Origin of the sequence: Nocardia exalbida NBRC 100660 (assembly GCF_000308575.1) — a bacterium.
Lineage (GTDB): Bacteria > Actinomycetota > Actinomycetes > Mycobacteriales > Mycobacteriaceae > Nocardia > Nocardia exalbida.
In genome coordinates, this window is sequence record NZ_BAFZ01000002.1 from 238,963 (window position 1) to 258,025 (window position 19,063).

Consider the following 19,063-nt stretch of genomic DNA (forward strand, 5'->3'; position numbering starts at 1 on the left):
CGTGCATGGGTCTCACGGAAGCGCGCACGCCGGTCTGGAGGATGCTCGTGTCGATCGCCGAGCCATATCGCGTGGAACGAGTCGATACCGGCGCAGTCCCGCCCCGCGAATCGGCCGACTTCTGGGCCGAGCACGTCTGTCGTAACCAGGGCACGTTGCAGTGCCGCTTCGCCAGTCCGGCGTCGTTCCGTGGCGCTACGGCCGTGCAGCGATACGCGGGCTATCAGCTGATCGATTTCTGGTCCGACAGCATCGTCTACGCCAGAACCCGCGCGGACATCCGGCACGACGGCGATGAGAGCCTGCGGGTGATGATCCCGGTCGCGGGCGCACTGCGTCTTCGGCAGGATGACATCACCGCCCAGGTGGTCCCGGGGCACGGCGCGGTGGTCACCAAGACGCGTCCCGTGGAATTCCGCCAGCCCATGGCCGCGCGCGGCTGGGTGTTGAACGTCCCCGCTGGCGCGGTGCCCCTCGAACTCGGCGCCGGACCCGCACTGATCGACCTGCGGGAAGGACTGGGATCGGTTGTCACAGGCATGATCACCGAACTCGGCAAGCAGCGCGCGGCCGTCGACGGTCCCGAGTTCGCCTCCGCCTGTGACACGATCGTCGATCTACTCGGCCTCTGCCTGCGCCGCCGCGACGCGATGCCCACCGTGCTGGCCACGGTGGACACCGCGGTCCGCGATCACGTCCGCCGCCACGCCGACGACCCGACCCTGTCGCCCACCGCGATCGCGCGAAGCCTCGGCTGGTCACTGCGCCAGATCCAACTGGCCTTGCACCACACCGGTACGACACCGAGCGACCTGATCCGCGCCGAACGCCTCGACCGCGCGCACCGCCGCCTCCGCGAAGCCCCACGCGACCGCACCGTCGCCGACATCGCGTACGCCAGCGGTTTCCGCTCGCTCAGCGCCTTCGGAGCCGCCTTCAAAGCGCGGTTCGGGGTGACTCCGCAGGAAATACGACCGCGCTGAGCGAACATCATCGGATACGGTGTTCGTCGGCACGCGGGGCGGGATCGAGCACGCCGCCGTTCACCCGAACCCCAACGGCCACACGATTCTTCGGCGGAGAAGGGGGCGCGATGGCAGGGTACTTGCAGGTCGATATCGACGTTCTGGCCAAGACGGTGCAGTCGCTCCGTGAGGCCGAACAGGTTTTGGACGATGCGATGAAAGCGCTCGCGAAGGGCGGGCACGGCGACATCGGCACGGCGGCCCTCAACGATGCGGCCGACAGCTTCCAGCGGCGGTGGCGTTTCGGGATCGAGCGCATCTGTGCGGCCGCCACCACGACCGCCGAGGGTGTGTCGAAATGTCATGATGCCTACGTCTCCCTCGACAACTCCTTCGCGAAGGCACTCGGGCAAGGGCAGAATCCGGTAAATGGGCAAGCGCCCGACAACGGCGACCAGCCGGGCATCGTCCGATGAGCGTCAACCCCTATCCGAACCTCGGCTTCGATCCGGTCCCTGGGACGCCGGATGAGGTGGCGAGCCTGCGGGGCCAGATCGACACCGCCCGGCAAGGCGTGACGGAAACCAGGAGCCTGCTGAATCGCCTGGTGGACAGCGATGACGTGTGGAAGGCGACGCGGGCAACGCATTCCGAACGAACTTCGACGCCACCTTGGCGACCGATTTGGGATACGCCCAGCAATCGCTGGAGCGAGCCGTCGACCTGCTGGGCGAGTGGCACACCAACCTGGTCGGCTACCACGACACGGCGAAGGGGCTGGAACAGGAAGCGGCCGATGCGCGCGCTGGACACACGCAGGCGGTGAGCGCGCTGCAACAAGCTCGGTCCGATCCCGACCTGGGCTTGGCGAACGTGCAGTTCACCGATCCGGACGAGTTGCGTGCCGCCCAAACGCGGTTGAACAATGCCACTGCCAAGGTCAACGCGGCGGTGGCCGCCGTCGACGACTGGCAAGGGAAAATCGACGCGATCATCGGCCGCGCACGCGATCTCGAAAGCACCCACAGCGCCCTCGCGGGCCGCATCGCCGCGGCATTGGACGCCGCGGCGAAGGATTTCGCGCCGAGCCCGCCGGACAAGAGCATTTGGGATCGTATCGCCGATGCTATAAAAGCGGTCGGCGAATGGATCGATGACCACCGCGAAGGCCTGCACGAAGCCCTGTCCTGCACGGCGGCAATCGCCGGTTTGCTTGCCGTGATCACGCCGCCGCCGATCGATGCCATCGCTCTGGGGGTCGCACTGGTCGCGGGCGCGGGTGCCTTGGCGCTGGATGTCACCGACGCTGAGATGCGTGAGGACCTGTTGCACGGCAGTCTGAGCGAGCGTCTCAACGCCGGTTTGACGATCTCCGGCGATGCGCTCGGCCTGGTTCCCGGAGTCGGTGCTCTCGGGAAGGTCAGTAAGGTCGCGTTGCTCGGAGACGCGGTCGGTGATGTCGGCCGCTTCGAGGGCATGGCCCGCGCGTGGTCGGAGGCGGCACACAACCCGGGGCTCGTCAACAAGCTCATGACCGACCACAACGTCCGAAACGTGACGGACATCTTGTCGAGGACCGGAGCCACGAACGGAGTCAACCGGTTGCTGCAATTCACCGGCGTCGAAGGAGCGCACAGCGTGGCCGATCCAGCCGTTGCGCTGACCGTGCTCAAACGTGGTGAAGGTGCCCTCAGTACCCTTGCCGGTACGGCGCTGGGAAACATTTTCGGGGGGTGAAAGCAGCATGGATAAACAGCAGCGCATTCCGGCACAAGCCATTTCGGTTGAGATACCGCCCGGCTATCACGAACTTCCACTGACCGATATCGCCAGCGTTGTTCGGGCTGCGGAGCCTGTCTTGCCCTCTTCAGGCATCCTTGGACGATCTGGCCGATCCGCTATATCTCCGCGGGGAAGTATGAATGGATCGACCTGCTCGGCCCGAGCGGAGAGATCGTCTCGACTCTCATCCTGAGCACCTGGGCATGGGATCGGGGCAAGCTGGTCAACCACAACACCCGAGAGGTGTGGTTCGCCGGGGATCCATCGAAGTACGGTGTCGTCTCCCGCCCCGGTGGTCGAGACATGCGCTACGCGTACGTGTCGCGCGTGCACACAGCGCCACGATTCACCTTCCAGGAACAGCAGAGCGATCCCTCGGCCGGCGGACGCCATGCGGCCGACTGAACGCGTGTCTCCGACCCGATGACCACGACGGTCGCCGCCGAGCTATGGCCGCTCACGTCCGGCCCGCCGGTACCGAGGGTCGACCGCCGGTAGGGTTCGGATGCGGGCGTCGAGGGGATCGCGGGCTTGGTCGAAGCCGCTGAAACGCGCGACCAGCGGCTTTGTCGCGAACTCACTGCGCCCGACGGCGCTCTGCACGTTGCTCTTTCGGGGCGTGGCTACATGCCTTCGTCCAGGAGAGCATGCAGGGCCGAGGCGCCGATCTGGTGCAGCTCGTCACGACTGCGCCCGGCTGCGGCTTGGACGGCGATGCCGTCAGAGATCGTGTGGACGAGTGCGGCCAGGGTGGCCGGCTCGTGGTGGGACGGCAGGTCGGTGGCTTGCTCGAGCCGCCGGCGCAGCGCCGCTTCGCCGGCCTTGCGTACCGCGACGGCGTCCTGGCGTACAGCGTCCGCGCCGGGTCCACAGGCTTGAACGGTTTTGACGCACAGGCAACCGTGGGGCGTGTTTTCCCCTGCGGTCAGGTCGATGGCACCGTGGATCAGCCGCTCGATGACCTCCCGGCCGGTGGAGGCGTCCAGCGCGGCGGTGGCGTAGGCGCCGGGGCCGTCGAGGTAGCGGGCCAGGACCTTGCCGAACAGTTCCTCCTTCTTGCCGAAGGCGGCATAGAGGCTGGGCTTGTTGATACCCATCGCGGCGGTCAGGTCGGCGATCGAGGTGCCCTCGTAGCCATTGCGCCAGAACACCTCCAATGCGGAGTCGAGCGCGGTGGCGGTGTCGAACGAGCGTGGGCGTCCGCCGGGCATGCCGTCCTCCGTTTCATGTTTTTTACCTATCGGTACATTACCCTTGCGTGACCGAGGTGGAACCTTCTAGTTTTATACCGAATGGTAAATAACTAAGGAGTGGTGCATGATCCGAGTCGGAGTTGTCGGGGCCAGCGGTTGGGCGGACAGCTCACACCTGCCCGCGCTCACAGCGCTCGAGGAGTTCGACGTGACCGCGGTCGCGACCACCAACCAGGCCAGCGCGGACCGAGTGGCCGCCGCCCACGGCGTACGGTACGCCTTCGCCGACGCACGCGAACTCACCGCGCACCCCGAGGTCGACCTGGTCGTCGTCTCGGTGAAGGCTTCCGGGCATGCCGCCGTGATCAGTGCAGCGCTCGACGCAGGCAAGCACGTCGTGTCCGAGTGGCCGCTAGGCATCGACGCCGACGAAGCGGGCGAGCTGACCGAGGCCGCCACCGCCGCCGGTGTCGTTCACGCGGTCGTCCTGCAGGGGCATCACTCCCCGAGCGCCCGCTTCGTCACGGACCTCCTGGCCGACGGCCGGATCGGCACGCTCGAATCGGTCTCGCTGGTGGCGGAGGGTGCCCCCTGGGGAGGTAGTCGGATATGGCCCGACCTGGTGTTCGGACTCGACCCCGCGGAGGGAACCAATATCCTGACCATCATGGCCGGTCACTTCCTGGCGACACTCGAAGGGGTTGCGGGCTCACTGACCGAAGTCTCCGCACGGCTGCCCCGCACCCACGACCGCGTTCTCGTCACCGGGACAGAGCGGACTGCGACCAACGCCACGCCCAGCCATGTGCTGCTGCACGGAATTCTGGCCGGCGGTGCAACCGCCTCGGTCGCCGTACATGGCGGCAACGGGCCCGCCCGGTACGGATTCCGGCTCGAACTAGTCGGCAGTGACGCAACGTTGACCGCCATCCCAGCCCAGCCCGGGACATTCATCCACTGGGGCGACTGGGACATCCGGATCGGCAACGAGGTCCTGACCGTGCCCGCCAACTATCGCACCGTTCCCGCCAGCGTCCAGTCCGGCCCACCTGCCAACATCGCAGCCCTCTACCAGGAGGTCGCCCAAGCCATCACCGAAGCGCGGCAACCGCACCCCAGCTTCGAGACCGCCCTGCGCCATCACCGCCTGCTCGCCGCCATCGAACAATCCGCAGCAGAAGGAATTACGCAGGACATCTCGTAACCGGCGCGGAGCCCCGGCAACATCCAGCGGTGGCCGTTCCGAACGCTCTCTCATCGGGTTATTTCAGGACCGCGATCGAGGTCGACATCGAGGCCGAACTCGCCCAGCTCGGACCCACCGGATACCGCACTCTACGGGTCCGCGACACCCTGTTCTGACCTTGTCCGGCGCACCCACCTGCTAGCAGCGTTCGCTGTGACCGGGCACCCGCCTGTTCGCCCGCGCCCTGCACCGCGTGATCGCCGGTGGGCGTCCTTTCCGGCGAGGGTGGCACATGGTCGCGGCATTTTCCGAGAAGAGGTCTCCAGGGTGTGCCACTCGCGGGTCGACCATGATGAAGTCGCAGGTCCGGGCGGGAGGGGTGCGGCCTCTGCGCTGGGGAGACCGTGGGTCGACGTCATATCGGGATAACAACCCGATCGCAGAGGCAGCTGATACGGAATCGGCCCGGCTCCTGACGTTTCGAGTCAGTGGGCCGGGCCGTGTCGGTCGATGTGGTCAGTGGCGGTGGAATGCGCCATCCGTCACGCCTGCGGTGAAGGCGTCCCATTCGCCGGGGGTGAATACCAGCGCGGGGCCGGTCGGGTTCTTCGAGTCGCGTACGCCGACCGAGCCCCCGTCGAGATAAGCGACCTCCACGCAGTCCCCGCCCGCCTGGCTATAACTACTCTTGAACCAGCTCGCGTTGGATAATTCCCTGGTCACGCGCCGTACTCCTCTGCGATCTGCTGCACCAAGATTCTGGTGTCACTTTCGCTCAACGCTACCTGGCGAAGGCTTGCCGCTGTCGCCCTGTGGCGCTCGATCACCCAATCGTCTTCCAGGAACAACGCACCTGTGAAGCCTTCCACGAAGACAACCGGCGGCTCCGGCACTCGGCTCAGATGGAGGGCGGGAAATTCGAACAGGGTGAACGACTGAACTACCAAGCCCGGGTGTCCACCGGTATCGAAGGGGATTACGCGGATGGAGACGTTCGGAAGACTTCCAACATCGAGGAGGTAGGGCAACTGCTGTGCCATCACATCTCGCCCACCGACCTGGTGCCGCAGTACGGACTCGGACAACAGCACTTCCAGCGAGAAGCTCGGGTCTTCAGCAAGCCGACGCTGCCGCCGCGCGGTCAACTCGAGTCGTCGCTCCACGTCCACAGCTGACATGGCCGGATCGGTCGTCCGTGCAATCCATCTGCGATACCCGGCGGTTTGCAGCAGGCCAGGCAGCAGCGTGAGTTGGAAGGCGGTCATGCGGGAGCACGCTTGCTCCAAGCTCATGAAGTGATCGAAGTGTGGGTTGACCACATCGGCGTAGGCGCGCCACCAGCCATTGGAAGGGTCGCCCTTGGCTGCTTTGACTTCTTGGAGCAGGCCCAGCACTTCGGCTTTGGCATCTCCATCCGCCTCGTAGAAGTCCAGCAAGTCACGAAGCTGCGCCGTGCTGATCCTGACTACCTGCCCGTCTTCTAACCTTCCGATGCCCTGCTTGGACACCTCGATCGCCAGCCCTGCCGCAAGTTGGCTCTTCTTGGCTTTGGAGCGCAGTTCGCGGAGTCGGCGTCCGAGCGCACGCCGGGGAAGGGTGGACCCTCCTGCCATTGCTTAGCCTCGCTATCTGATGTGACCCGTACTGGACCGAAACGTGCTGGACCGGTCTGTGGAGGCCCGCCTTCGGCTGGACCGCCCCATACTGGCCATCCAGTGTAATTGATGGAATGTCCTTGTTGGACAGTCCAGTTGAGCCCTTTTGTTGTGTACTGAGTAGGCGCCCGGCAACGAGAGCTGTTGATCCAGCCAATATTCCGTTCTCGTTCGCACGCCCGGTCGCTCCCGACGCCAACCGGCCGGGGCCGGGCGCCCTTCGCACGACCTTCGATCCGAGTAGGGGGCTTTCGAGATGGACCATGAGCCGTTCGAGGACACACCGGTCTCGCGGTGCCAGTTCTACCGCCGCGCATGCGGTCTACCCGCTGTCATCGACCCGCCCGGATTGGGGCGGATCGTCGTGCATGCGGGCAGCGTGTGGGGGATCACGATGCCCGCGCGGTTGGGGCAGGCGGTGCGGGCGCATCTGCACGGACAGGGGAATTCGGTCGGGCCGATCATCGGCCATCCACGCTCCGGCAGGTGGACGTTCTTGATTCGGCCGGATCTCGGGGAGGTCGATGACATGCGGCTGTTCGCAGAGCTGTTTCGGCTGGATGTGTCCGTCGCTCGTGCGGGGGCGGCGATCGCGCTGCCGTCGCCCACCGCCTCGGCGGGTGCGATTCGTCTGTGGATTGAACCGCCTGCCAATGCGTTTCGGCCGTCCGGCCTCGCCGTGGTAGAGGCGATCCGCGCTTGGGCCGATCAAATTCCCCGCCGTCGGACGCGCGATGGTGACCGGCCATTCGACATCACCGAGGTACACGGGTGATGGTCGCGATTGTCATCGCTGGAGTCGTGCTGTGGTTCGTGGCGAACTTCCTGGTCGCGATGGCGGTTCTGGAACGCCGCGTCGGGCGCGAAGTTCCGCGCTACGAACCTCTTCCGGCGACGGTCACAGGCGCCGTGGCATGGATGCGGGCACAGACACTGCCGACCACCCGCCCGCTGGTCGCCGCGAACCGGGCATCGGCGTGAACGCCCTTATGCCGGGGGAACTCCCGCACGGAACCGGTGTGCGTGCACCGGTCGGGCCGGACCCGACGCGCCCCAGCATCGCTCGGGTACACGATTACAGCCTCGGAGGCAAAGACAACTACGAAGTCGACCGGCGCTTCTTCCATGACATCCTCCAACTCGCCCCGAACATGCGAAAAGTGCCTTCGATGTCGCGACTTTGGCTGGATCGCCTCGTCCGCCACCTCGTAGGCGAGGTCGGTATCGACCAGATCGTCGACCTCGGGGCCGGGCTGCCCGCCGCTACGAACATTCACGAGATCGCGCACCAGTACGACAGGGGAGCGCGGGTGGTCTACGTGGACAACGATCCGCTCTGCTGCACTCACGGCCGCGCCCTGCTCGAGCGGCATGCGGGCGTCCGTTACGTGCAAGGTGATCTGACGGAACCGCGAACCCTGCTGCCGGAAATCGCCGGCCACATCGTGCCCGGTCGCCCGCTCACAGTCATTCTGTCCGGCGTCCTGCATCACGTGCCCGATGAACTCGACCCCGCGGCGATCGCCCGCGCGTACACCGAGTTCCTGTCGCCGGGTTCGTACCTCGCGATCAGTCACTACCTCGACCCCACGGACAATCCCGCTGCCCACCGGCTCGCCCGCGAACTCGAGCACCGCTTCGTCCACGGCTTGGGTTCAGGCTGGTTTCGCACCCGCGAACAGATCGCCACCTACTTCGGCGGGCTGGAGCTTGTCGACCCCGGTCTGGTCGAACTCGGCGACTGGTGGCCTTACGGTCCCGCACCGCGCCGGCGATCAGTAGAGGAACGACTGATGCTGGGCGCGTTGGGCCGTGTACCTCCCCTCAGGACCCGCTGACCAGCGACTCGGCCAGTTCGTTCTTCTCCGCCTTCGCTCCGAAGTAGTCGCCGCCCTTGGCTCGCACGTTGTCTGTGCCCCACTCCCGCTGTTCGCGTGGGGCGGGGACCAGGTGCGGGATGTGCTTGCGGCAGTGGATATAGGCCTCTTCCACGCGGACCACGACCCAGTGTTCGGCCACGCGGCCCTTGTGGTTGACCGGCAGGTCGGAAACGACGTTGCGCAGGGCGTGGTCGGAGACGATGTGTGCCGCACCGTTGATGTGCAGTCCGATGAGGTCGCGCACGAAATCGAGAAGCAGTATCCCGACGTGCGCGTTCTCCAGGATATTGCCGAGGCTGGCCATGACGCCGTTGCCACGGTATTCCGGGTAGGCGATCGTCTGTTCATCGATCACGTGCAGAAAACCGGGCGGTCCGGCACGGAAACTCGAGTCGCATTCGCCGTTTTTGTCCGCCGTGGCGATGAACGCCATATCCATCCGGCCGATGAAATCGATCATCGCCGGGTTGAGTCGATCGAGCATCTGATCGTCGTAGAACCGCTGTGCTCGATCCTGCGTTCCGTACTGTTCTTGCAGCTCACGCTCGCCGCTGCTGCCACTGTGCATGCCGGGCATCGCCGCCCCTCTGGTCGCCGGAATCCGGGGTCCACCAGGCTCGACATTGAACCGCGGTCGTACCGAGATCGTGTCGATTTTAGATGAGGATCGCCAGGTAAAACGTGGAAATCGGCATCGAAAATCCAGCCGATTCGTGTACGTACCAAGCATTTCGGACGATTAGCTAAAAGCCGACCGGCCGGAACTGTTTCCGACCGGTCGGCATTTGCGGGAGTGGTTCGCGGTGTGTCAGGCCGGGGTCAGCGTGACCGGAACCCCGTTGAACACGGCGTTGCCGGAGGGCGCGTCGACCACCGAATCATCGGTGAGCACATTGGCGTTGACACCCGCGTGCGCGCGGGCCACGGTCTGGCCGCTGTCGGCGTGGCCCCACCCGTGCGGCAGGCTCACCACGCCGGGCATGATGGCCTCGGTCGGCTCCAGCGGAACCGTCAGGGTCCCGGCGGCCGACTTGACCACCGCTTGATCGCCGAGCCCCAGCCGTGCCACGTCGGCCGGATTGATGTGCAGTGTGCAGCGATTCGACCCGCTCACCAGCGGCGCGATGTTGTGCATCCAACTGTTGTTGGACCGCAGCTGCCGCCGCCCGATCAGCACGATCTCCGGCGCCTCGTCGGCCAGCCGGGCCCGCATCCGCGCCACGTCGTCGAGCAGGGGCTGCGGGGCCAGGTCCACGCGGCCGCTCGCCGTGCGCAGGACGCCCGGCAGGCGCGGCCGCAACGGGCCGAGGTCGATGCCGTGCGGGTTGTCCAGCAGCACTTGCAGATTGAGCGTGTTGCCGTTCCATTCGCCGTACGGCCCGAGGCGCAGCATCAGGTCGATACGCTGCTCGGTGCTGTTCTCGCCGATCAGGTCGCCGCGCCGCTCGGTAAGCCCGGCCTTGTGCAGCAGGCCCGCGATGACGAGTTCGTCCATGGCGGTGAGTGGATCCATCCCGTCGGAGCCGTTGTGCGGCCTGCCGGTGAGCGCGGCGGCCAGACGTGCCAGGACGCCGGGCTCGGAGGGCCGGTCACCCAGCGGCACCAGCGGGCGCGAGTAGCGGGTGTAATTGCGCACGGCGAATTGCAGCAGCGCGAAATCGTAGTGCGGGGATTGGGTGGGACGCGGGGGAGGCAGGATCACATCGGCGTGCCTGGTGGTCTCGTTCACGTAGCGGTCCACGCTCACCATGAAGTCGAGCTGGGCGAATGCCTCGTCCAGGCGGGCGCCGCTCGGTGCGGACAGCACGGGATTGCCCGCGACCGTCACCAGGGCGCGGATCTGCCCCTCGCCGGGCGTGGTGATCTCGTCGGCGAGCGTCGCGACGGGCAGCTCGCCCATCGCCTCGGGTAGCTCGCGGACCCGGCTGGTCCAGCGCCCGGCACGGAACGGCTTGGTCCGGGGGATGCCGCCGGCGGCAGCGGTGGCGAACATCGCTCCGCCGGGGGAGTCGAGGTTGCCGGTCAGCGCGTTGATCGCGTCGACCAGCCATTGCGTGATCGTGCCGAATTCGGCGGTGCAGGTGCCGATGCGGGCGTACACCGCGGCGGTCGGCGCCGCCGCGAGCTCGCGGGCGAGCCGCACGATCGTGGACGCGGGCACGCCGGTGCGGGCCGCGACGGTGTCCGGGTCGAACGGCGCGGCGGTCGCGCGCAATTCGTCCAGCCCGGTGACGTCGACGCGCAGATCGGTCAATTGCTCGGCGAAGAGCGTGTGCACGATGCCGAACAGCAGGTAGGCATCGCTGCCCGGCCGGATGAACAGGTGCTCGTCGGCGAGTTTCGCGGTGCGGGTCACCCGAGGGTCGACCACCACGAAGCGGCCGCCCCTACCGCGCAGCGCCTTCAACCTGCCCGGGAAATCCGGTGCGGTGCACAGCGAACCGTTCGATTCCAGCGGATTGGCGCCGAGCATCAGCAGATAATCGGTGCGGTCCAGGTCGGGCACCGGCACGGTCAGCGGGTCGCCGAACATCAGCCCACTGGCCACCTGCTTGGGCATCTGGTCGGCGGTGCTGGCCGAGTAGATGTTCTTGGTGCCCAGCGCGCGCAGCAGCATCGGCACGTACAGCGCGCCGGCCACGGTGTGCGCGTTGGGATTGCCCAAGTAGGCCGCGGCCGACTGGTTCCCGTGCTCGGCCACGACGGCGGGGAACCGCGCGGCGATGTAATCGAAAGCTTCGTCCCAGGTCGCGGTGCGCCAGGCGCTGGTCGCGCGGTCGCGGATCAGCGGTTCGGTCACCCGGTCCGGGTCCTCGTCGAGGTGGCCGAAGCTGGCCCCCTTGGGACAGATGAAGCCCTTGCTGAAGGGATCGCTGCGGTCGCCACGGACCGAGGTCACGTGGTCGTCGGCGTCCAGGGTGATGTCCAAGCCGCAGACCGCCTCACAGAGTGGGCAGGTCCGCAGCAGATTGCGCGCTTGCGTGATCGGGGCCATACCCCATCTTGTCGTCCGGCGGTGGAACTGAAAAGAGAACGCTCGATATCGGCAACGCCAAACGACCGGTACCCGGCGGCGCTCCGGGGTGGGGATCCGGAGCGTCAGGACGGATACCGGTCGCAAACAGGCCGGGTAGCGCGGCCCCGGCCCGCGATCAGCAGGTTCATCCGATCAGGGAGGCGTTGCTCAGTAGGCGATGGTCAGCAGGCGATGGTCAGCTTGGTGCGGCGCGCGGAGGTGGCGGCGCGCACGGCTGCGGCGAGGGCGACGACCGGCGGCACCCAACGGGCCTCGGCGGGCGCGACGCCCCAGCAGGCCGAGCCGGCCGAGAGCTGGGTGGGCGGCAGCGGGATGCCCGCGCCGTCGGTGTACACGGTGGCCCCGGCCTCGCGCAGCGCCTGCAACGCCATCGCGGCCTTGCGGACGCCGGTGACCAGGTGGATCTCGCGACGCTCCGGGCCGGGGATCTCGATCACCGCGCCGGACAGGTTGTTCGCGCGCAGGAAGCGGCGGACCTCGCCGGCCAGTTCGCCGGTGACCTCGATGCCGGACAGGTCGTCGTCGGTGATCAGGCTCAGACCGTTGGCCGTTTCGGCGACCGTCCACCCGCGCTGGTTGTAGTCCTGCGCAGCGGCGGTCAGTTCGGCCGCCGTGACGGAAGTCGGAAACGTGGTGCGCACTGTCTTCTCCATTCCCCGGTAGATCTTTGGGTCCTGCATTCATGGGTCGTATCGGCTGGGGCCGCCACGGGCGTTACGCGTTCCTCGAGAAAATTTCCGGAGTGTCGCCTACGTCTCATTTCCGAGAGGTTCGTACGGGTCTCGCCGGGCATCCCGAGGTGGCTCGCCATGGTTGCCACGCAGCTACTTTCGACCCCGGACCTGGTCACTCGCTGCGCCGGAGCTGTGAGGTCGCTGTGGATGGCCCCCCGGGAGTCGCGGGTGCGAAAACATACCGGTGGCGTGCGTTTCCGGCTGGATCGAAGCGCCCCGGGCAAGGAGGATTCTCGGCATGAGTGACGAACCCCACGGCGCCGGAGCGCCCGCGGACCGCGAAACCGCGGACGTCGAGGAGTACGAGGCCGAGTCGCGCTGGCTCACGTGGAAGGAGTCGGCGGCCAAGCGGCTCGCCGGGGCCGCCTCCGACGAAGAGGAACCCGCCGAGCCGTTCCGCAGCCCCCGCGCGTTCGCGCAGTGGAGCGCCGCCGCCGCGCGCGCCCTGCTCGATGTGCAGTTCCACCGCCCGGCCACCCGCACGCTCTTGCCGCTGGCCTACATCTTGGGGCTGGTGTTCGCGTTCGCCGTGCCGATCACGCTGACGGTGGCGGCGTGGCGGGTGTCCGCGGCGCTCGGCGTGCTCGCCGCGCTGCTGGGCGTCCCGCTCGGCCTGACCATCGCGGCCGCCGTCCGCCTGATGCTCGAGTTCCTGGTGAACGCCGCGCGCCTGGCGACGAGGGTGGAGCACATCAGCGAGCTGGCCGACGACCTGTTCCAGGCGTTGTCGGACGTGGCAGAGCCGGTCAACCAGTTGTCCGAAGACGTTCGAGCAGTGCAGTTCTGGCGCTTCCGCAAGCGCAACCCGCGCAGGTAGGGATGAAAACGTGGCGTGCGGAAGTGGTTTGACTCGCGGAAGCCATCGGCCTGGCTGAGACGCGCGCCGTGACCACTGTGAGTTTCACTGTGAACAATGCTGTTCGGATACCCGGCACATCCACCACGGGTCTCCGGAGAGGGCGCGCCGCGCCGCAGACCGCGCGAACGCACGGTGCGGGCGGTGTGCGGCTGGACAGGGGGGAAGCATGGCTTTACCACAGGGAACGACCGGATCGACGATGCCGCGACGGCAGCTCGGCAGGCACTTGCGCGATCTGCGCACCCGTGCCGGGATGACCACGCGGGTGGCCGCGCAGCAGCTGGAGTGGTCGGAGGCGAAGATCTGGCGGATCGAGACCGGCCAGACCTCCCTGCGTGGTCTCGATGTCGAGGCGATGTGCAAGGTCTACGGCGCGCCGCCCGACCTGCTCGAACCGCTGCGCGCGCTGGCGCGCGACACGAAGGCCAAAGGCTGGTGGACCGCCTACGGCGACGTGATCCCGGAGGGCTTCGACGTCTACATCGGGCTGGAAGAGGCGGCCACCCGGCTGTTCACCTACGAGAACGAGCTCGTCCCCGGACTGCTACAGACCGAGGGCTACGCCCGCGCGGTGTTCACCGCGGCGCACCCGGAGTTGTCCGCCGGCGAGATCGACCGCAGGGTGCGGTTGCGCCAGGCCAGGCAGGCGCTGGTCACCCGCGCCGACGCGCCGCTGCGGCTGGACGCGCTGATCGACGAGGCCGTCTTGCGACGGCGCATCGGCGACCCGGAGGTCACCGCAGGGCAGCTCGACCACCTGCTGCGCATGACCGAACTGCCGAACGTCCGGTTCCGGGTGGTGCCCACCGAGTGCGGTTACCACGACGGCATGACCTCGGGCCGGTTCGTGCTGCTGGAGTTCCTCGACGTGAGCTCCGGCGAGCCGTCCGAACCGCCGGTGGTCTACCTGGAGGCGTTCACCGGGCCGGTCTACGTGGACAAGGAGCACGAGATCGCGCGCTTCCGCGCGGCCTTCGCGAGCATCGAGGCGGCGGCGGTCGACGCGCGAGCACGCATCGAAGACGCCCGGAAATCGCTCTGACCAGGACTATCCGGCGCTGATCAGCACTTCGGCGGCCCCGGCAGGTCCCAGGTGTCGCTCAAGACCTCCCGGTGGGTGGGCAGGGCCTGCTCGTAGACCTCGCGGCCCTTCTCGGTGAGGCACACGAACACGGCGCGGCGGTCTTGGGCGCACATGGTGCGCTGGACGAGACCGTCGCGCTCCAGCCGGGCCACGGCCCGCGAGAGCGCGCTCTGACTGAGGTAGATGTCGTTGGCCAGGTCGCTCATGCGGTAGTCGCCGCAGTTCGCGTCCACCAGCCGGTCCAGCGTCTCGAATTCGCTGAGCCCGATGTGATGCCCGTTCTGCAGCGCCTTCTCGAGTGCGCAACTCACCGCCGCGTGCCGGTCGAGCAGCTCGCGCCACTCGGCAACCAACCCGGCCGGCGCGAGAGCGCGCCGGACTGTGCTCACGGTGGTCGGCTTCGACATGGCCCCATCTTAGTGGGCACGGCAAGTGTATGCAACCGCATTAAATGTGTTGGCATTTAATGCACGCGCATGTAATGTTCCCCGCATGACTTCACCAGCGACGCTCTCGGCCGCTCAGGCGACCGATCCGGCCAGATGGTCAGCCCGGCTCTGGGGCATGCTGATCACGCTGTGCATCGTGTTGTTCCTCGACGGTCTCGACGTTTCGATGATCGGTGTCGCCCTGCCGTCCATCGGCGCGGAACTCGATCTGTCCACCTCGACCCTGCAATGGCTGGTCAGCGGCTACGTGCTCGGCTACGGCGGGTTGCTGCTGCTCGGCGGCCGCACCGCCGACCTGCTCGGGCGCCGCAAGGTCTTCCTGATCGCCCTGGCGGTCTTCGCGGTCGCGTCGCTGGCCGGCGGTCTGGTCAGCTCCGGTCCGCTGCTGATCCTCACTCGCTTCGTCAAGGGCCTCGCCGCCGCGTTCACCGCGCCGACCGGCTTGTCCATCATCACCACGAACTTCGCCGAGGGCCCCGCCAGGAACAAGGCGCTGTCCATCTACACGGTGTTCGGCGCGGGCGGCTACTCCATGGGCCTGCTGTTCGGCGGCCTGATGACCGGCGTCGGCTGGCGCTGGACCTTCCTGCTGCCGGTGCCGATCGCGCTCGCCGCGCTGGTCTCGGCGTACGTGCTGGTGCCCAAGGACAAGCCCGCCGAGGAAGGCGGACACGACCTGCTGGGTGCGCTGCTGTCCACCACCGCCATGCTGCTGCTGGTCTACACCGTGGTGGCCGCGCCGGAAGCCGGCTGGGCGTCGGCGCGCACCATCGGCTCGTTCCTCGCGGTCGTCGCGCTGTTCGCCGGGTTCGTCGCGGTGGAGAAGCGAGTGCGCTACCCGCTGGTGCGCCTCGGCATCCTGCGCAAGTCCTCGCTGGTCCGCGCCAGTCTCGCGATCGTCGCGGTGGCGGGCTCCTACTTCAGCTGGCAGTTCATCGTGACCCTGTACATGCAGGACACCCTCGACTGGTCCCCGTTGAAGCTGGCGATGGCGCTGCTGCCGGTCGGTCTGCTGGTGGTGCTGTCGGCGTTCTTCTCCGACAAGCTCGTGGATCGATTCGGCACCGGGCCGGTGATCGCGGTGACCATGGTCGTGATGGCCGTCGGTTACCTGCTGTTCCTGCGGCTGGACACCGCCCCCTCCTACCTGACGATGCTGCTGCCCGCGGTGCTGCTCATCGGCATCGGCTGGGTGGGCTTCCCCGCCATCAACATCCAGGCCACCAACGGCATCGAGGACGAGGAGCAGGGTCTCGCGGCCGGCGTGCTGCAGACCTCCATGCAGGTCGGCGCGGCCATCGTGCTCGCGGTGACCACCGCGATCATCTCCTCCGGCGCACACGCCGACATCTCGGCCGCCGGGATGCTCGACACCTACCGTCCCGGTCTGGAGTTCGCCGCGGGCGTGTCCATCGTCGGCGCGCTCGTCGCCCTGCTCGCCTTCGCGCCGCGGTTCCGGGGCCGGGAGCGGGTGGTGGACGAGTCGAAGGAACTGGAGCTCGTGGCCTGACCGCTGTACCGGCCGCATCGCGCCGTCACCCGCACCGGGTGGCGGCGCTCGGCCTTGCTCCTTCGTGCGGATCAGGAGAACGGCGGGGCCGCGGTATCTTTCGCCGAACGGACGAAGGTGAGTTCGCTGCCGTCGCGCCCCACGCGCGGCCATTCGATGCCCAGCGTCGGATCGAACGCGTCCATGTCGTGGTCGAACTCCGGCTGGTACTCCAGTGAGCACAGGTAGGTGACGGTCGATCCGTCCTCCAGCGACAGGATCGCGTGGCCGAGTCCTTCGGACAGGAACACCGAGCGCCGGTCGACGTCGTCGAGCAGCACGCTGTCCCAGCGGCCGTAGGTCGGCGAGCCAGGGCGCAGGTCGACCACCACGTCGAGGAACGCGCCGCGCACGCAGGTCACGTACTTGGCCTGGCCCGGCGGGTCCTCGGTGTAGTGGATGCCGCGCAGCACCCCGGCCGCCGACACCGAGCAGTTCACCTGCCGCAGGTCGAACGGTCGCCCGGTCGCCTTCTCGAACTCCGAGGCCTTGAAGCCCTCGAGGAACATGCCGCGATCGTCGCCGTGCTGGCGAGGCGTGACCACCCACGCGCCCGGCACCGCGAGCTCCCGGAACTCCATGCTCACCAGTCCCGTCCGCGTTCGAGCAGATCGAGCAGGTAGCGGCCGTAACCGGAGCGGATCATCGGTTCGGCCAGTCGGCACAGCTGCTCGTCGTCGATGAAGCCCATCCGCCAGGCCACCTCTTCGGGGACGCCGATCTTGAGGCCCTGCCGCTCTTCGATGGTGCGCACGTAATTGGCCGCGTCCAGCAGGGAATCGAAGGTGCCGGTGTCCAGCCACGCGGTGCCGCGGGCGAGTACGTCCACGCTCAGGCGATCCTGTTCCAGGTAGGCGCGATTGATGTCGGTGATCTCGTATTCGCCGCGCGCGGAGGGTCGCAGCGACCGGGCGATCTCCACCACGTCGTTGTCGTAGAAGTACAGGCCCGGAATGGCGTAGTTCGACCGCGGCGTCTTGGGCTTCTCCTCGATGGACACCGCCCGCCCCTCGGTGAATTCCACCACGCCGTAGGCGGTGGGATCGGAGACCCAGTAGGCGAACACCGCGCCGCCGTCGATCCCGTGGAAGCGATTCAGGCTGGTGCCGAGGCCGGGGCCGTGAAAGATGTTGTCGCCGAGCACCAGTGCGGCGCAATCCGCGCCGATATGGTCGGCGCCGAGGACGAAGGCCCTGGCCAGGCCATCCGGCTCGGGCTGGACCACGTAGCCGAGCGACAGGCCGAACTGCGTGCCGTCGCCGAGCAGCCGCCGGAACGCCGCGGCGTCTTCGGGTGTCGTGATCACCAGGATGTCCCTGATCCCCGCGAGCATGAGCGTGGAAAGGGGGTAGTAGACCATGGGTTTGTCGTAGACCGGGACCAGCTGCTTGCTCACCCCGCGCGTGATCGGGTGCAACCGGGAGCCGGTGCCGCCCGCCAAGATGATTCCGCGCATGCAAGGAGTCTGCCAGTTTCACGATGCCGGGATTCGGTGAGGTTCCGAGTAGTCCTCGATTCGGTCACGGTTGTTTCGCCGCGGCGCGGATCGAGCGATTCTGTTGCGTAGGTCACGATGCGCATGGTGTTCTGAAAAGACACCGCGTGAGATGTCAGCGCCGACAGCTCGCCTGGGCGACCTCGGTCCGGTCGTGATTCGGCGCACCAGTTGTGAGGTAGGTGCGCGATGGCGACCAGAGACGGCGAGCCCGGCGTGGTGATGAATCCGAAGGGCCCCAGCGCGCAATCGCGGCTGCTGCTGGCCACCTGTATGGGCGTGGTCCGGCCGGTGCTGCGAACCTTCCCCGTCACCAGGACGACCATTCCTCTCGGCGCCGCCACCGTGGACGGGCTGGCGCGGTTGCGTCCTCGGCCGCACGGCATCGATCGGGAGCAGGTGTCGCTGCACGGTATCCGCCTGGAGATCATCCGCCCGGCCGGTGCGTCGCGTGCGCTGCGCCACGGCGCGGTGCTCTATATGCACGGCGGCGGCTTCGCGATCTGCAGTACCCGCAGCCATCGCCCGATCGCGGGCAGCCTGGCCCGCCGTACCGGTCTGCCCGTGATCAACGTCGAGTACCGCCAACTGCCCGGCACGCGGATCACCGACTCGGTGCGCGACTGCCTGGCCGCGTATCGCTGGCTGCTGCGGCACGGCGCCGATCCGGGGCGGATCATCTTCGCGGGCGACTCGGCGGGCGGATACCTCACCTTCGCGACCGCGCTGCTCGCCCTGGAATCGGGTCTGCCCGCGCCCGCCGGGTTGGTCGGCTTGAGCCCGCTGCTCGACCTGGACTACGGGGCGAAGCGGGACTATGTGAATGTGACGCGGGATCCGTATATCCCGCTGTCGGCGCTGGAAGCGGTGGTGCGCATCGGCGCCGAGATCGACGGGGCGCTCGATCCGAGTCTGTCGCCGGTCAACGCGGTGCTGTCCGCGCTGCCCCCCGTGCTGCTGATCGCCGCCGAGGACGAGGTGCTGCGCTTCGACTCCGAATTGATGGCACAGCGGCTCACCGCGGCGGGTGTGCCGAACGCGCTGGAACTGTGGCGCGGCCAGGTCCACGCCTTCATGAGCATCGCGCCGAGCCTGCCGGAGAGCAGGGCGGCGCTGGCGCGGGTCTCGCGGTTCGTGCGCGCCCGCATCGAGGACGACCAGCAGGCACGGACGGCTTGACCGTCCGGCCTTTCGA

At 67.5% G+C, this 19,063-nt stretch carries 21 protein-coding genes; 12 read left to right on the forward strand and 9 right to left on the reverse strand.

The window, feature by feature from the left end; all coding sequences use genetic code 11:
• Positions 1-5: 5 nt before the first annotated feature.
• The 3 genes from ON29_RS01545 to ON29_RS01555 all read left to right on the forward strand — a co-directional run bounded on the left by ON29_RS01545 (position 6) and on the right by ON29_RS01555 (position 2,702).
• Complete coding sequence (locus ON29_RS01545) at positions 6-983, forward strand: AraC family transcriptional regulator (protein WP_051174762.1); 978 nt, start codon at positions 6-8, stop codon at positions 981-983.
• Positions 984-1,105: 122 nt separating this feature from the next.
• On the forward strand, positions 1,106-1,441 hold the full coding sequence (locus ON29_RS33545; protein WP_157172626.1) for a hypothetical protein: 336 nt from the start codon (positions 1,106-1,108) through the stop codon (positions 1,439-1,441).
• 148 nt (positions 1,442-1,589) lie between these two features.
• The gene (locus tag ON29_RS01555; RefSeq protein WP_040864264.1) at positions 1,590-2,702 is read left to right on the forward strand and encodes a hypothetical protein; all 1,113 of its coding nucleotides are present in this window, start codon (positions 1,590-1,592) and stop codon (positions 2,700-2,702) included.
• A 668-nt stretch (positions 2,703-3,370) separates the two neighbouring features.
• On the opposite strand, the gene ON29_RS01560 is transcribed toward ON29_RS01555, so the two are convergent.
• A complete protein-coding gene (locus ON29_RS01560; protein ID WP_040864265.1) occupies positions 3,371-3,958 on the reverse strand; it encodes a TetR/AcrR family transcriptional regulator in 588 nt (195 codons plus the stop codon).
• 106 nt (positions 3,959-4,064) lie between these two features.
• Here ON29_RS01560 and ON29_RS01565 point away from each other — a divergent pair, with 106 nt between their 5' ends.
• The gene (locus ON29_RS01565) at positions 4,065-5,144 is read left to right on the forward strand and encodes a Gfo/Idh/MocA family protein (protein WP_083863175.1); all 1,080 of its coding nucleotides are present in this window, start codon (positions 4,065-4,067) and stop codon (positions 5,142-5,144) included.
• 29 nt (positions 5,145-5,173) lie between these two features.
• Positions 5,174-5,302, forward strand: a complete 129-nt coding sequence (locus ON29_RS37420) for a hypothetical protein (protein WP_281032485.1) — start codon at positions 5,174-5,176, stop codon at positions 5,300-5,302.
• 340 nt (positions 5,303-5,642) lie between these two features.
• Here ON29_RS37420 and ON29_RS01570 read toward each other — a convergent pair whose 3' ends face one another.
• Together ON29_RS01570 and ON29_RS01575 are read right to left on the reverse strand one after the other, a co-directional pair.
• A complete protein-coding gene (locus ON29_RS01570) occupies positions 5,643-5,849 on the reverse strand; it encodes a DUF397 domain-containing protein (RefSeq protein WP_040864266.1) in 207 nt (68 codons plus the stop codon).
• Positions 5,846-6,739 (reverse strand): helix-turn-helix domain-containing protein, encoded by an 894-nt coding sequence (locus tag ON29_RS01575; RefSeq protein ID WP_040864267.1) that lies wholly within the window; start codon positions 6,737-6,739, stop codon positions 5,846-5,848. The genes ON29_RS01570 and ON29_RS01575 overlap by 4 nt, the downstream gene beginning before the upstream one ends.
• 436 nt (positions 6,740-7,175) lie before the next feature.
• Here ON29_RS01575 and ON29_RS01580 point away from each other — a divergent pair, with 436 nt between their 5' ends.
• The 3 genes from ON29_RS01580 to ON29_RS01590 are packed head-to-tail and all read left to right on the forward strand — an operon-like array spanning position 7,176 to position 8,619.
• A complete protein-coding gene (locus ON29_RS01580; RefSeq protein WP_245548776.1) occupies positions 7,176-7,556 on the forward strand; it encodes a hypothetical protein in 381 nt (126 codons plus the stop codon).
• Positions 7,556-7,762: a hypothetical protein gene (locus ON29_RS36320; RefSeq protein ID WP_040864268.1), complete on the forward strand. Its 207-nt coding sequence runs from the start codon at positions 7,556-7,558 to the stop codon at positions 7,760-7,762. The genes ON29_RS01580 and ON29_RS36320 overlap by 1 nt, the downstream gene beginning before the upstream one ends.
• An 8-nt stretch (positions 7,763-7,770) precedes the next feature.
• A complete protein-coding gene (locus tag ON29_RS01590) occupies positions 7,771-8,619 on the forward strand; it encodes an SAM-dependent methyltransferase (protein ID WP_051174765.1) in 849 nt (282 codons plus the stop codon).
• Here the strand turns inward: ON29_RS01590 and ON29_RS01595 are convergent.
• The 3 genes from ON29_RS01595 to ON29_RS01605 all read right to left on the reverse strand — a co-directional run bounded on the left by ON29_RS01595 (position 8,606) and on the right by ON29_RS01605 (position 12,378).
• Complete coding sequence (locus tag ON29_RS01595) at positions 8,606-9,238, reverse strand: pyridoxamine 5'-phosphate oxidase family protein (protein WP_040864269.1); 633 nt, start codon at positions 9,236-9,238, stop codon at positions 8,606-8,608. The genes ON29_RS01590 and ON29_RS01595 overlap by 14 nt on opposite strands.
• A 231-nt stretch (positions 9,239-9,469) precedes the next feature.
• Positions 9,470-11,656, reverse strand: coding sequence for a molybdopterin-dependent oxidoreductase (locus ON29_RS01600; protein WP_040864270.1), 2,187 nt, complete (start codon positions 11,654-11,656; stop codon positions 9,470-9,472).
• A 203-nt stretch (positions 11,657-11,859) separates the two neighbouring features.
• Positions 11,860-12,378, reverse strand: a complete 519-nt coding sequence (locus tag ON29_RS01605) for a hypothetical protein (RefSeq protein ID WP_245548778.1) — start codon at positions 12,376-12,378, stop codon at positions 11,860-11,862.
• A gap of 292 nt (positions 12,379-12,670) precedes the next feature.
• Between ON29_RS01605 and ON29_RS01610 the strand changes: the two genes are divergently transcribed.
• The gene (locus ON29_RS01610; RefSeq protein WP_040864271.1) at positions 12,671-13,249 is read left to right on the forward strand and encodes a DUF4282 domain-containing protein; all 579 of its coding nucleotides are present in this window, start codon (positions 12,671-12,673) and stop codon (positions 13,247-13,249) included.
• Positions 13,250-13,490: 241 nt separating this feature from the next.
• On the forward strand, positions 13,491-14,333 hold the full coding sequence (locus tag ON29_RS01615) for a helix-turn-helix domain-containing protein (RefSeq protein ID WP_245548780.1): 843 nt from the start codon (positions 13,491-13,493) through the stop codon (positions 14,331-14,333).
• Between the two features lie 20 nt (positions 14,334-14,353).
• Here the strand turns inward: ON29_RS01615 and ON29_RS01620 are convergent, their stop codons facing one another.
• On the reverse strand, positions 14,354-14,782 hold the full coding sequence (locus tag ON29_RS01620; RefSeq protein ID WP_040864273.1) for a MarR family winged helix-turn-helix transcriptional regulator: 429 nt from the start codon (positions 14,780-14,782) through the stop codon (positions 14,354-14,356).
• A gap of 85 nt (positions 14,783-14,867) precedes the next feature.
• Between ON29_RS01620 and ON29_RS01625 the strand changes: the two genes are divergently transcribed.
• Positions 14,868-16,334 (forward strand): MFS transporter, encoded by a 1,467-nt coding sequence (locus ON29_RS01625; RefSeq protein ID WP_040864274.1) that lies wholly within the window; start codon positions 14,868-14,870, stop codon positions 16,332-16,334.
• Positions 16,335-16,405: 71 nt separating this feature from the next.
• On the opposite strand, the gene ON29_RS01630 is transcribed toward ON29_RS01625, so the two are convergent.
• Positions 16,406-16,954, reverse strand: coding sequence for a dTDP-4-dehydrorhamnose 3,5-epimerase family protein (locus ON29_RS01630; RefSeq protein ID WP_040864275.1), 549 nt, complete (start codon positions 16,952-16,954; stop codon positions 16,406-16,408).
• Positions 16,955-16,956: 2 nt separating this feature from the next.
• Positions 16,957-17,829, reverse strand: coding sequence for a glucose-1-phosphate thymidylyltransferase RfbA (gene rfbA / locus ON29_RS01635; RefSeq protein WP_040864276.1), 873 nt, complete (start codon positions 17,827-17,829; stop codon positions 16,957-16,959).
• Positions 17,830-18,057: 228 nt separating this feature from the next.
• Between rfbA and ON29_RS01640 the strand changes: the two genes are divergently transcribed.
• Positions 18,058-19,047, forward strand: coding sequence for an alpha/beta hydrolase (locus ON29_RS01640; RefSeq protein WP_051174766.1), 990 nt, complete (start codon positions 18,058-18,060; stop codon positions 19,045-19,047).
• Positions 19,048-19,063: the final 16 nt, after the last annotated feature.